We start from the raw sequence: 13,034 nt of genomic DNA, 5'->3' as shown, positions 1-13,034 counted from the left end.
CGATATTTCACCCACTCAGAACGTTTCCCAGTTATCCCCACCGTCAACTACCGCCTGACGCAATGGTGCAGGCTGCGTGGCCGGCGCCGCTTTATTCCCGCGACTGGCGGTTGTGCCGTTAAGACGGAACGCGCCCACGGCTTCGGTCAGACGAGCACCCTGTTCTTCCAGCGATGCCGCCGCCGCAGAGGCTTCCTCCACCAGCGAGGCGTTCTGCTGGGTTACTTTATCCATCTCAGAGATCGCCTGGCTCACCTGCACGATACCCCGGCTCTGCTCGTCGGAGGCTGCGGCGATCTCCAGCATGATATCGGTGACGCGTTTCACGGCTTCAACGATTTCATTCATGGTATTCCCCGCGGCAACCACTTCGCCGGAACCCTGGTCGATCAGGGTGACAGATTCATTAATCAGGCCTTCAATCTCTTTTGCCGCGTTGGCGCTGCGGCTTGCCAGCGTACGCACTTCGCTGGCGACCACGGCAAATCCGCGCCCCTGCTCGCCCGCACGGGCCGCTTCCACGGCGGCGTTAAGGGCCAGAATGTTGGTCTGGAAAGCGATGCTGTTGATCACCGCCGTGATTTCCGAGATTTTCTTCGAGCTGGTAGAGATATTGCTCATGGTTTTCACCACGCCAGAGACCATCTGGCCGCCACGGCTGGCTTTCCCGGAAGCGTCTTCCGCCAGTTTGCTCGCATGATGGGCATTATCGGCGTTCTGTTTCACCGTCGCCGTCAGCTCTTCCATGCTGGCAGCGGTCTGTTCGATGGCCGCCGCCTGCTGTTCGGTGCGGGAAGAGAGATCGGTGTTACCAGCAGAAATCTCGCTGGTGCCACGGTAAATCTGCTCCGCGCCCTGGCGAACCGTTCCGACGGTATTCACCAGCGAGTGCTGCATGGTTTGCAGATCGCGGGTTAAACGCCCGATCTCGCTGCGACCGGTCAGGTCGTCCGCCATGGTCAAATCCCCCTTCGCAATCTGTTCGATGCGGCGGGCAGCGCGTTGCAGCGGATGAATCACCGTGCGGCGCAGCACCACGAAGGTCATCGCGGTCAGCACCAGCGCCAGCGCAAAGGCGCCGACCATAAACATCAGGCCAAGCTGAGTGCGCTTGTGGGCGTCCGTCGTGAGGGCATTCGCGCGATCGGTACGGATCTTAATCGCCTTCAGCAGGATTTCGTTGTAGCCATCGTCCAGCGGACGCGCAGACTCATTTTCGTGATTAATGATGGCTTCAAACATGCCGTTTTTGGCGTATTTCAGCATCGGCTGCAGGCCGGTGATGTAGGCATCAAAGCGGGTTTTTAGCTCTCCATCCAGCGCTTCGTCCGCAGGCGTGCGCACGGCACGATTCATATAGGCGGCGAAGCTCTCCTGCGACTGCTTGATACGCGTCTCGGCTTCAGCAATGTTTTGCTTCATCGCGTCCATCTCAGCGATACGGCTGGCCGCACCGGCATGGATCATATTGATGCGCGCCGTGCGTAAATGGTTCGAGCTATTCGACAGCCCCGTACGTACCTGGATTTCAGACGTGACATCCTGCAAATCCGTGTCAGCCTGCAGCAGGAAATACCCCGCCAGAGCCGAACTCAATGCGAATAACAAAATGATGCCACCGAGAATTGAGGAAAACAGCGGAACCAGCCGGATATGATGCAGGAAGCTCAGCGTTTGCGGGCTGCGCATCGTTTTTGTGTTGTCCATGACCGTCGACTCTCTTTATAGGTAAATGCGTGAAAAACACGCCTGTAAAATAGTCATCGGCACGGCAGGAAATTTGCTTATGGCTAAAAGCGCCAGACAGGTCACACTTTAGAGAAGAATATGCAGGAAGGGCCAGCGGCAAAAAACCGCTGGCAGAATAATTAGTTGCTGCCGAAATGTATGACGGTACGGATCGACTTTCCTTCGTGCATCAGATCGAAGGCTTCGTTGATCTGCTCAAGCGGCAGACGGTGGGTAATGAACGGGTCGAGATTGATTTTCCCGGCCATTGCATCCTCGACCATCCCCGGCAGCTGGGTGCGCCCTTTTACGCCGCCAAATGCGGAGCCGCGCCAGACGCGTCCGGTCACCAGCTGGAATGGACGGGTTTTGATCTCCTGACCCGCCCCTGCCACGCCGATGATGATGCTCTCGCCCCAGCCTTTGTGGCAGCATTCCAGCGCAGAGCGCATGACATTGACGTTGCCGATACATTCAAAGCTGAAATCCACGCCGCCGTCGGTCAGTTCAACAATCACATCCTGAACCGGTTTGTCGTAGTCTTTCGGGTTGATGAAATCCGTTGCGCCCATTTCACCGGCCAGTTTGAATTTCTCCGGATTGGTATCCACCGCGAGGATGCGCCCGGCTTTCGCCTGTACCGCGCCCTGAATCACCGCCAGACCGATCCCGCCGAGACCAAACACCGCCACGGTGTCGCCCTCTTTCACTTTCGCCGTGTTGTGTACCGCGCCGATACCGGTGGTCACGCCGCAGCCCAGCAGGCAGACTTTATCCAGCGGCGCCTGTGGATTCACTTTCGCCAGGGAAATCTCCGCACAAACGGTGTATTCGCTGAAGGTACTGGTGCCCATGTAGTGATAAATCGGCTCACCGTTGTAAGAGAAACGCGTGGTACCATCAGGCATCAGGCCTTTGCCCTGCGTGGCGCGAACGGCCTGACAGAGGTTGGTTTTACCGGATTTACAGAACTTACACTCGCCACATTCTGCGGTGTACAGAGGAATAACGTGATCGCCCGGCTTCAGGCTGGTGACGCCTTCACCGACTTCCACTACCACGCCACCGCCTTCATGGCCTAATACCGCCGGGAAGACGCCTTCCGGATCGTCACCCGACAGGGTAAAGGCATCGGTGTGGCACACGCCCGTATGGGTGATTTTGATCAGCACTTCGCCCTTCTTCGGCGGCGCAACGTCAATTTCGACGATCTTCAACGGCTGGCCAGGGCCAAATGCAACAGCTGCACGTGATTTCATATTGCTTTCCTTTATGTGATGCCAGTATTTTATTTTAGATAAGAGCGTAGCAAATGACCGACTTCCGCCATGCGAACCGCACGCTGGTCGGCGGTGGTTTCGCCCGTCACCAGCTCATCTTTAAGGTGAATTTCGACCATCTCGCCCATCAAACCGTTCGCCGCACCGCGAACTGCCGCGATTTGCTGCAGGATGGCAAGGCAGGGTTCGCCGGACTCCAGCGCACGTTCAAGGGCATCAACCTGCCCCCGAATGCGCCGCACGCGAGTCAGAACGCGTTTTTTGTCTTCGGGTGAATGAGGCATACGCCCTCCTCATGGATACTGTAGGGGGGTATAGTAACTTCATTCATACTCTCAAGCAAATGATCAACGGGCCTTGTCTAACAACGCAGACCTAAACGGAATTTTATGACGCGGATAGCAATGGTTGGCGACGAGTGAGCAAAGGGTTGTAGAGGGAGACGTTTAGGAAGTGTATTCACGCAGCCTTGAGGAAAATCCGGGAACCTGCCGACATCGGTCAGGTCCCGTAAACACACAGCACTGCAGATTTGGATACACCCTGTCCGTGGTGGATAGTGCATTTATAATCGTTCCCCCTGCGTTTGTCATGGATATATTCATGACTGAAATACAACAGACTTAAAGCAAATCATCGGGTTAAAGCTCACCTTAAGAACGAATGTTTATTCGCTTAACTGGAATGGCTCTTTTTATGGATTGGTGTAGGAAATAAACACAAAAAACCCGCTGACGAGAGCGGGTTTAGGACAGGCAGGAAAGATTATCAGGAACGCTTTTTCGGCATCATGCGCAGCAGCGTATTGTCTTTCCAGTAATATTGATGCAGCAGCGCCGCAAAAGCGTGAATGCCGATGACGAAATAGCCGATGTTCGCAAGCGTCACGTGCCACGCCTTCAGGCTGTCCACCAGATCGAAATTCGCTTCTGCCGCATGGGGCATCACCAGGCCAAAGGCCAGCCACGGGTTGCCGCGGTTGTACATCATCACCAGGCCAATCAATGGCAAAGCAATAAACAGCAGATACACCACCAGATGCCCCAGATGTGACATGCCGGTGATCATCGGTTTTGGCTTAGGCTGAATCGGCGGTGCCGGGAATTTCAGGCGTACCAGCAGACGCGCCACCATCAATACCAGGATCGAAATCCCGCAGGAAACATGAATCATATTAATTACCGGACGCGCGCTGCGGGGGAAGAATCCTCGCAGCTCCATCGCCGCGTAAGCCACGATAACCAGAAGAAACACCAGCCAGTGAATGCCAATTTGCAGGCCAGTATATTTATTACGCATATGATTTCCTGGAAAAGGTCGAACAAAGGGTCAACATAACGGGCTTTCCTTAAAAATTCATTAACTTTTCTTTATGGGTTTTCAAAAACTTCGCCTGCTCATGAATCATCTTCAATTGCCTCACCCGCCGACATGGTCTAAGCCTGGAGGAGTTTTCAAACTGTCGCATCGTTCAGTTCATACAGGAGTCAACCATGAGTAAAATTGGCATTAATGGTTTTGGTCGCATCGGACGCCTCGTCCTGCGCCGTCTGCTTGAAACTCAGGACAGCAACACCGTCGTCGCCATTAACGACCTCACCTCCCCCAAGGTGCTGGCGTATCTGCTAAAGCATGACTCGAATTACGGTCCCTTCCCCTGGAGCGTCGATTTCACCGAAGATTCCCTGATTGTCGATGGCAAATCGATCTCCGTGTACGCCGAAAAAGAGGCCAAACACATTCCATGGACCACGGCGGGCGTCGATCTGGTGGTTGAATGTACCGGTTTTTATACCTCGGAAGAAAAGTCCAAAGCCCACCTGGACGCCGGGGCGAAAAAAGTGCTCATCTCCGCGCCCGCAGGCGAGATGAAAACCATCGTCTTTAACGTCAACGACGACACGATTGACGCCAGCGACACCATTATCTCGGTCGCCTCCTGCACCACCAACTGTCTGGCGCCGATGGCGAAAGCACTGCACGACGCCTTTGGGATTAAAGTCGGGACTATGACCACCATCCACGCCTATACCGGCACCCAGGCCCTGGTCGACGGGCCGCGCGGGAAAGATCTGCGCGCCTCACGCGCGGCGGCGGAGAACATTATTCCGCACACCACCGGGGCGGCAAAAGCGATTGGGCTGGTGATCCCGGCGCTCAGCGGCAAGCTCAAAGGCCACGCCCAGCGCGTGCCGGTAAAAACCGGATCGGTGACAGAACTGGTCTCGATTCTGGAGAAAAAAGTGACGGTCGATGAGATTCACGCCGCGCTGAAAAAAGCGACCGAAGGCAACGACTCTTTTGGGTATACGGACGAGGAGATTGTCTCTTCCGATGTGATCGGCTCGCACTTTGGCTCGATCTTTGATGCCACTCAGACAGAGGTGTCCGAGGCGGGCGACCTGCAGCTGGTAAAAACCGTCGCCTGGTATGACAACGAATACGGCTTCGTTACCCAGCTGGTGCGCACGCTGGATAAGTTCGCCGCACTCTGATTTTCAGCGGGCAGCCAGGCTGCCCGCGTATCGCAAAATTACGACTGCAGATACACCACCTGGGTTTGCAGATATTCATGCAGACCGTGTTTCCCGTCTGCCCCGCCGATACCCGATTTACGCCAGCCCGCATGGAAGCCCTGCATCGCTTCAAAGTTCTCGCGGTTGATGTAGGTCTCGCCGAACTTCAGCCCTTTGATCGCTTGCATCGCCACATTCAGATTTTGCGTGTAAATGGACGAGGTCAGGCCATACTCACTGTCGTTGGCCATCGCCAGCGCCTCATCCAGAGAATCAAACGCCACCACCGGCAGCACCGGCCCGAAGGTCTCTTCGTGCATGATGGTCATCTCCTGGCGTACATCCAGCAGCAGCGTCGGCGGATAGAAATAGCCTTTGCCTTCCACCGCTTTGCCACCCAGCGCCACTCTGGCCCCTTCCTGCACCGCGCGCGCCACTTTTTGTTCCACGCGCTCAAGGGCAGCGGCGTTAATCAGCGGGCCCATCGCAATATCATTCCGCTCAGCCGGATTGCCAAACTGCACCGCTTTCATCGCTTCACCCAGACGGTTCACGAAGCGGTCGTAAATGCCTTTTTGCACATACACGCGCTCGGCGCAATTACAGACCTGCCCGGTGTTAATGACGCGCGAATCAACAATCGCTTTTACCGCCAGCTCAAGATCCGCGTCATCCATCACGATAGCAGGCGCTTTGCCGCCCAGCTCCAGGCACACTTTGGTGATGTTTTTCGCCGCTGCGGTCATGATTTTCTCCCCGGCGGTGACGCTGCCGGTCATGCTCACCATCGCCACTTTCGGGTTGCCCGCCAGCTCCTGCCCGACGGTTTCGCCGCGCCCAAGCACCAGGTTAAAGACCCCTTTTGGCAGCCCGATGTCATCGACAATTTTGGCAAACGCAATCGCATTATTTGGCGTGAATTCGCTCGGCTTGATAACGATGGTGTTGCCCGTCAGCAGCGCAGGTGCCAGCTTGCGGGCAATCAGGAAAAACGGGAAATTCCACGGCAGAATACCGGTCGTTACGCCCAGCGCACGTTTAAACACCAGAATGTTCTCGCCCGGACGGTCGCTCTGAAGAATTTCCCCTTCGTAGCGGCGCGCCCATTCGGCCATATAGTCGATGTAATCGGCGGTGAAACTGACCTCCACGTCGGCCAGTTGCTGAATTTTGCCGCCTTCGGCCACGATCAGGGCGCTGATCTCACTGGCGCGCTCGCGAATACCGGCGGAAATTTTGCGCAGCCAGTTGGCGCGTTCAATCGCCGGGAGGGCTTCCCAGCCCGCCTGCGCGCGTTCGGCAGCCTCAATAGCTTTGCGGGCGTCTTCGGCGCGTCCATCGGGAATACGGGAAATGACCTCTTCGGTGGCGGGATTGGTCACATCAATCCAGGTTTCACCTTGCCAGGCAACAAACTGTCCATCGATATACATAGGATGTTGTACGGGTACTGTCATGACCTGCTCCTGTAATTGCACTGTTTTTAACAAGTAAAATTAATGTTAAAAATTACAATCAGGCGTCAGGTTGCCTATCGTATCGCGCTGTTTTTGTGAGATATCTCAAAAAAGAAACGGGTCAGCAAAACAATGACATTACAGACCGGCAACATAAAATGCCCGTTTGCGACACAGGGTGCGCAAACGGGCATCACTTACAGCAGAGAGCGACTGACCAGCGCGTCGGTGAGAGTGGTGTCGTAACGCAAAATCTGCCACGCGGCTTCCACATCAGGCGGGATCTCGACGTGAGCGATAAAGTCCCGCCCCGCCGGGCCGTAACCGTTCGCGCCGTCCCGCAGACGCGGGAGTTCACCCAGCACCAGCGACAGATAGCGCTCAACCGGCCAAAGCCCCTCACCGCAGCCGCTAAACACCAGGCCGTTTACGCTGTTTTGCAGATGCGGAGTGATCCCAGGATGGCTGATAAAGTGCGGCGACTCGCGCTCGTCACGGCACACTCTGGCAAAGGTCGCCATCGTGCGCCGCTGCATGGTCGGGTCCTGTACCACAAGAATGCGTTGCGGGATGGGCGCGTGCTGCTTCAGCAGGTTCCAGCTAAAGCGTGCGTTTTCACCGCAGTTGGTGGACTGGTCGTCAATCAGAATACGGTCGTCAGGAATGTGCCAGAACTGACGCGCGATATCCGCCAGAATCGCCGCCTCGGCGCGTCCGGTGGTCGGCACCGTGTTATAGCGCGGGTGGCGCGCCGTCGCCGCATACAGAAACGTCGTCGAGTGGCCGATACCGCCGCTAATCAACAATGGGATCGCCTGTTCAGACGCGACCCGACAGGCGGCGTCTATCGTCGGGATCACCGCATTCCCGGCAAGGATCACTGCGTCGAACGGCTGGTCGCGCGGGTTATCGTCCTGCGCCAGCCAGTTACCCACCGTGTTAACCGCCGCCAGCGTGGTCTCGGGCAGGCAGGGAAAAAGTGTCAGCGTCATCGTTACCTCCTTACATCAGGTTACTTTCAGGGTAGCGCGTATGAGGTTGTGAAACAGAGGATCTCTCCGAAAGCCGCCCGCACGATACCGCAGTTGAGGGCAATCATATTTGATTTAATGAACTATTTCATATTCACTTGAATTATGATTTCTGCCACAGGTAGAATCCTTAGCCCACTAACTATTCAACTATTCCAAAGGTGACCGACGTTATGCGCCTGCCTCAACGCGATCCTTATGCTCCTCGCGAGTGGCAGCCACATGAAAAACCCGCCCTGCTGGGGTCCCCTTCCACACCGCTGCACAGCACACCGAAAAGAGTGGCCTACGGCGTGGTCGGTTTACTGGTTTGCCTGACGGGAGCGCTTGGCAACGCGATGGTTGCCGCCAACCTGCAAAATCTGCAGGGGACATTCGCCGTCTGGTCGACGGAGATCGCCTGGCTCCCTGCCGTTTACGTGATGACCAACGTCTCGATTAACCTGCTGCTGGTGAAGTTTCGCCAGCAATACGGGCTGCGCGCGTTTACGGAAGGGTTTCTGGTGCTGTATGTGCTGGTGACGTTTTTCCACCTGTTCGTTAACGATCTCAGCTCAGCGCTGATGGTACGCGCCGCCCACGGCATGGTGGCCGCCGCTCTGAGTTCACTGGGGATTTACTATCAGATTCAGGCCTGGCCGGCGAAACATCGCCTGAAAGCGCTGACCATCGGTATCACCGGGTCATCGCTGGCGATCCCCATTGCGCGACTGTTCTCGACGGAGCTGCTCCAGCTCGACGAATGGCGCGGGCTGTACTTCTTTGAACTCGGTCTGGCGCTGATTTCGCTCGGCTGCGTGATTGCGCTGAAACTCCCGCCGGGCGACCGTCGTAAAGTGTTCGAAAAGAAAGATTTCATTACCTTCTTCCTGCTGGCACCCGGCATGGCGCTGCTGTGCGCGGTGCTCTCGCTCGGGCGGCTCGACTGGTGGTTTGAAGCGCCGTGGATTGGCTGGTCGCTGGCTCTGTCGCTGGTGCTGATCCTCTCGGCCATCGTTTTCGAGCATAACCGCAGCAACCCCCTGCTCAATACCCGCTGGCTCTCCAGCGGCAGTATTCTGCGCCTGGGATTGATTATGCTGCTCATCCGCATCGTGCTGGCGGAGCAAAACACCGGGGTGATCGGCTGGCTACAGTATGTCGGCTTGCAGAATGAACAGATGACGCATCTGGCCTGGTCGATCCTCGCCGGGATTGTCTGCGGCATAGTCGCCAGCTGCCTGACCATCAAACCCACCAGACTGGCCTGGCCGATAGTCACCTCGCTGGTGCTGATGATTGTCGCGTCGCTGCTGGACAGCCAGTCGAACAACCTGACACGTCCGGACCAGCTGATGCTGAGCCAGTTTTTGCTCGGCTTTGGCAGCGCATTTTTCCTCGCCCCGGCGATGCTGGCGGGTATTGGCGGTGTGATTGCCGATCCGCGCAATCTGGTCAGCTTCTCGGTGCTGTTTGGCATGAGCCAGAACGTCGGCGGCCTGCTGGGTTCCGCCATCCTCGGCACCTTTCAGACCTGGCGTGAGAAATACCATTCGAACTTACTGGCCGATCAACTCACCACGCTCAATCCGCTGGTCAACGAGCGGCTACAGATTTACACCCAGATGTATCAGAACCTGATTGGCGACAGCGCCCTGCTTAACACCCAGGCCGTCACGCAGCTGCAAACTGTCACGACGCTGGAAGCCAATATTCTGGCCTATAACGATACTTATCTGCTGACCGCAGGCATTGCCACCGCCACGCTGGTGTGGATTTTGTGGCGCCTGCTGCGCCTGAGAATCACCGCCCGTCTGGCCTTAAAACACGCCACGGGCACCAAATAATGGAAGAAAACCAAGAATGAACAGCGCATTACCTCCGGAGAGATTATGAGTCAGCAGGATGCCGCCAAAGAGCAGGCCACTACCCGCAATAATTTGCGCATTGTTTCCATTTTTACCGCAGCGGCGATAGGGATTGTCGGGGTGCTGGTGATCCTCTACGCCTGGCAACTGCCGCCCTTTACCCGCCACAGTCAGTTCACGGATAACGCCTATGTGCGCGGGCAGACCACCTTTATCAGCCCGCAGGTTAACGGCTATATCACCGAGGTAAAGGTGCAGGATTTCGTGCAGGTCAAAAAAGGCGATCTGCTGCTGCAAATTGATGACCGTATCTATCGCCAGCGCGTGCATCAGGCGCAGGCGCAGCTGGCAATGAAAATGGCGGCGCTGAACAATAACTTGCAACAGCGCAAAAGCGCCGAAGCGGTGATTGCCCGTAACGATGCGGCGCTAAAAAACGCGCGAGCCCAGAGTGTGAAAACGCAGGCGGATTTAAAGCGCGTTAAAGATTTGACCGCCGACGGCTCCCTGTCGATTCGCGAACGCGATGCGGCGCTCGCCAGCGCTGCTCAGGGCAGCGCCGATATTGAGCAGGCCAAAGCGACGCTTGAGATGTCGCGTCAGGACCTGCAGACGGTCATTGTCAATCGCGGCTCGCTGGAGGCCGACGTCGAGAGCGCAAAAGCCGCGCTGGAACTGGCGCAAATTGATTTGCAGAACACGCGGATTGTCGCCCCGCGCGACGGTCAGCTCGGGCAAATTGCCGTGCGACTCGGCGCCTACGTCACCGCCGGAACCCATCTCACTACCCTGGTGCCGCCGCAGCACTGGGTGATCGCCAATATTAAAGAGACACAGCTGGCGGATCTGCGCGTCGGACAGCCCGTCTCCTTTACCGTCGACGCCCTGAACGGCAAACGCTATCAGGGCCGCGTGCAGAGTATCTCTCCGGCGACCGGCGTCGAGTTCAGCGCCATCACGCCGGATAACGCCACGGGTAACTTTGTGAAAATTGCCCAGCGTATCCCGGTGCGCATCGAAGTGCTCGGCAAGCCCGAAGAGTCCGCCCTGCTGCGCCCTGGCATGTCCGTTCAGGTGAACATCGACACGCGGGAGGCGAAACAATGACGCTTCGACCCGTCGTCTGCATGCTGGGTGCGCTGTGGCTGGCAGGCTGTCAGTCGGTGGATGTCGCGCCGGCCAAAAGCACGCTGCACATCCCCGCCGAGTGGCGCGAAACCCGTGGCCCTACCAGCCCAGCGGAGCAGCTGTGGTGGCGCCATTTTCACGATAATCATCTCAATCGCTACGTAGATCAGGCGCTGCAAAATAACAGCGACGTGCTGATCGCCCGCGAGCGGATCAACGAATATCAGGCGCAGGTCTATGCCGCCGACAGCAGCCTGTTTCCCTCCCTGGATGCGGGTGTAAGCGGCACGCGCGCCCGTGCCCAGTCGGCTGCGACCGGCCTGCCTGTTTACAGCACTTTGTATAAGGGAAGTCTCACTGCCAGCTACGATGTGGATATCTGGGGCGTCAATCGCAGCACCGCGAATGCCGCCGAAGCGACGCTGGAGGCGCAAAAAGCGGCGGCTGCCGCGGCGGATCTGACGGTCGCTTCGTCGGTGGCCTCGGGCTATGTCACCCTGCTTTCTCTTGATGAGCAGTTGCGTGTCACCCAGTCCACCGTGAAATCACGGGAAGATGCGCTGGCGCTGGCCAAACGCCAGTTCGAAACAGGCTACAGCTCGCGCCTGGAGCTTATGCAGTCGGATTCCGAGCTGCGTTCGACGCGCGCGCAGATCCCGCTGCTCCAGCATCAGATCGCCATGCAGGAAAACGCGCTCAGCCAGCTTCTGGGTGCGAATCCCGGTGCAGTGGCGCGCAGCGACAGTTTCAGCACGCTCACGCCGCTGCCATTGCCGTCGCAGCTGCCGTCGACGTTACTCAATCGCCGCCCGGACATTGTGCAGGCGGAACGCCAGCTGATCGCCGCCGATGCCACGCTCGCCGCCTCTCGTGCCAGCCTGCTGCCGTCGATCAACCTCACCGCCACAGGATCGATACAGGATCGCACGCTGCCCGGTTTGCTCGACAACCCGCTGCAGCTCTGGAGTCTCGGCGGCAGCATTCTGGCACCGCTGCTGAACCGCCAGGCGCTGAACGCGCAGGTGGATATCTCTCAGTCCCAGCGTAATCAGGCGCTGTACAGCTATGAAAAAACCGTGCGCAATGCGTTCCGGGAAGTGAACGACAGTCTGGATGCCATCACGCGCTATCAGGAGCAGCTGACGGAGTTAATGGCGCAGCAGGATGTGGCCCAGGAGACGCTGCGCATCGCGCAAAACCGTTATCGCAACGGCTACTCCTCCTATCTGGACGTGCTGGACGCCCAGCGCACGCTGTTCTCGGTGCAAACGAATGTGGTACAGGTAAAAAATAATCTGCTGCTGGCGCAGATTGATTTGTATAAGGCGCTGGGCGGCGGGTGGTCTGAGAAAAACTAAGGGGTCAGTCTATGCAACAAATGTGGTCTGCAGTAGATAACTATATGATTTCTTCTCTTATTCCCCAGGATAGCGTGCTGGAAAGCGTTCTGGAAAATAACAAACGAGCCGGGCTGCCGGAGCATGACGTCGCGGCAAATCAGGGGCAGTTACTGGCTTTATTTGTCCAGATGACGCAGGCAAAGCGCATCCTGGAGATCGGCACTCTGGGTGCTTACAGTACGATCTGGATGGCGCGCGCGTTACAGCCTGGTGGCAAAATTATCACCCTTGAGGCCGACCCTGTTCATGCCGAAACCGCCAGGCAGAATATCCGCCTTGCCGGGTTGGAGGCGCAGATTGAGCTTATCGAGGGACCAGGATTGCAATCGCTGGAAGGTTTCGGCGATATCCCCCCTTTTGACCTGATCTTCATCGATGCCGATAAGCCGAATAATCCGGACTATCTGGAGTGGGCGCTGCGCTACTCCCGCCCTGGCACCGTGATCATCGGGGATAACGTGGTGCGTGACGGCGAGGTGATCAATGAGCAAAGCGAGGATGAGCGCGTACAGGGCGTACGGCGTTTTATCGATATGATCGGGGAAAACCCTCGCCTCACGGCCACCGCGCTGCAAACCGTGGGGGTTAAGGGTTGGGATGGATTTACCCTGGCAATGGTGAATAGCTGAACCGTGTTTAGCGCCCGG

General features: G+C 57.1%; 11 protein-coding genes. 5 read left to right on the top strand and 6 right to left on the bottom strand.

Going from position 1 to position 13,034, the window contains the following annotated elements; translation table 11 throughout:
- Window positions 1-15: 15 nt before the first annotated feature.
- From ETG88_RS05470 to cybB, 4 genes are all read right to left on the bottom strand, one after another.
- Window positions 16-1,707, bottom strand: a complete 1,692-nt coding sequence (locus ETG88_RS05470; RefSeq protein WP_129034880.1) for a methyl-accepting chemotaxis protein — start codon at window positions 1,705-1,707, stop codon at window positions 16-18.
- A 161-nt stretch (window positions 1,708-1,868) separates the two neighbouring features.
- Window positions 1,869-2,987, bottom strand: a complete 1,119-nt coding sequence (locus ETG88_RS05465; RefSeq protein ID WP_100780218.1) for an S-(hydroxymethyl)glutathione dehydrogenase/class III alcohol dehydrogenase — start codon at window positions 2,985-2,987, stop codon at window positions 1,869-1,871.
- A gap of 29 nt (window positions 2,988-3,016) precedes the next feature.
- The gene (locus ETG88_RS05460) at window positions 3,017-3,292 is read right to left on the bottom strand and encodes a metal/formaldehyde-sensitive transcriptional repressor (RefSeq protein ID WP_032610935.1); all 276 of its coding nucleotides are present in this window, start codon (window positions 3,290-3,292) and stop codon (window positions 3,017-3,019) included.
- A gap of 484 nt (window positions 3,293-3,776) precedes the next feature.
- Window positions 3,777-4,307, bottom strand: a complete 531-nt coding sequence (cybB, locus tag ETG88_RS05455) for a cytochrome b561 (protein ID WP_129034879.1) — start codon at window positions 4,305-4,307, stop codon at window positions 3,777-3,779.
- Between the two features lie 194 nt (window positions 4,308-4,501).
- Between cybB and gap the strand changes: the two genes are divergently transcribed.
- Window positions 4,502-5,503 (top strand): type I glyceraldehyde-3-phosphate dehydrogenase, encoded by a 1,002-nt coding sequence (gene gap / locus ETG88_RS05450; RefSeq protein WP_100780221.1) that lies wholly within the window; start codon window positions 4,502-4,504, stop codon window positions 5,501-5,503.
- A 38-nt stretch (window positions 5,504-5,541) separates the two neighbouring features.
- Here the strand turns inward: gap and aldA are convergent, their stop codons facing one another.
- Together aldA and ETG88_RS05440 are read right to left on the bottom strand one after the other, a co-directional pair.
- The gene (gene aldA / locus ETG88_RS05445) at window positions 5,542-6,981 is read right to left on the bottom strand and encodes an aldehyde dehydrogenase (RefSeq protein WP_102103679.1); all 1,440 of its coding nucleotides are present in this window, start codon (window positions 6,979-6,981) and stop codon (window positions 5,542-5,544) included.
- Between the two features lie 197 nt (window positions 6,982-7,178).
- Window positions 7,179-7,973 (bottom strand): YdcF family protein, encoded by a 795-nt coding sequence (locus ETG88_RS05440; protein ID WP_129034878.1) that lies wholly within the window; start codon window positions 7,971-7,973, stop codon window positions 7,179-7,181.
- Window positions 7,974-8,185: 212 nt separating this feature from the next.
- On the opposite strand from ETG88_RS05440, the gene ETG88_RS05435 reads away from it, so the two are divergent.
- From ETG88_RS05435 to ETG88_RS05420, 4 genes are read left to right on the top strand one after another with little or no spacing between them, the layout of a single operon-like run.
- Window positions 8,186-9,838 (top strand): MFS transporter, encoded by a 1,653-nt coding sequence (locus ETG88_RS05435; protein ID WP_164971766.1) that lies wholly within the window; start codon window positions 8,186-8,188, stop codon window positions 9,836-9,838.
- Window positions 9,839-9,883: 45 nt separating this feature from the next.
- Window positions 9,884-10,966, top strand: coding sequence for an HlyD family secretion protein (locus tag ETG88_RS05430; protein ID WP_100780224.1), 1,083 nt, complete (start codon window positions 9,884-9,886; stop codon window positions 10,964-10,966).
- Window positions 10,963-12,345 (top strand): efflux transporter outer membrane subunit, encoded by a 1,383-nt coding sequence (locus ETG88_RS05425; RefSeq protein WP_129034877.1) that lies wholly within the window; start codon window positions 10,963-10,965, stop codon window positions 12,343-12,345. Before ETG88_RS05430 ends, ETG88_RS05425 begins: the two co-directional genes overlap by 4 nt.
- An 11-nt stretch (window positions 12,346-12,356) precedes the next feature.
- Entirely contained in the window at window positions 12,357-13,016 is a 660-nt protein-coding gene (locus ETG88_RS05420) for an O-methyltransferase (RefSeq protein ID WP_129034876.1), read from the top strand.
- Window positions 13,017-13,034 lie beyond the last annotated feature (18 nt).

Source organism: Lelliottia nimipressuralis (genome assembly GCF_004115925.1).
Lineage (GTDB): Bacteria > Pseudomonadota > Gammaproteobacteria > Enterobacterales > Enterobacteriaceae > Enterobacter > Enterobacter nimipressuralis.
Note: the sequence above shows the minus strand (reverse complement) of the source record. Positions and strands in the feature narration are given on the sequence as shown.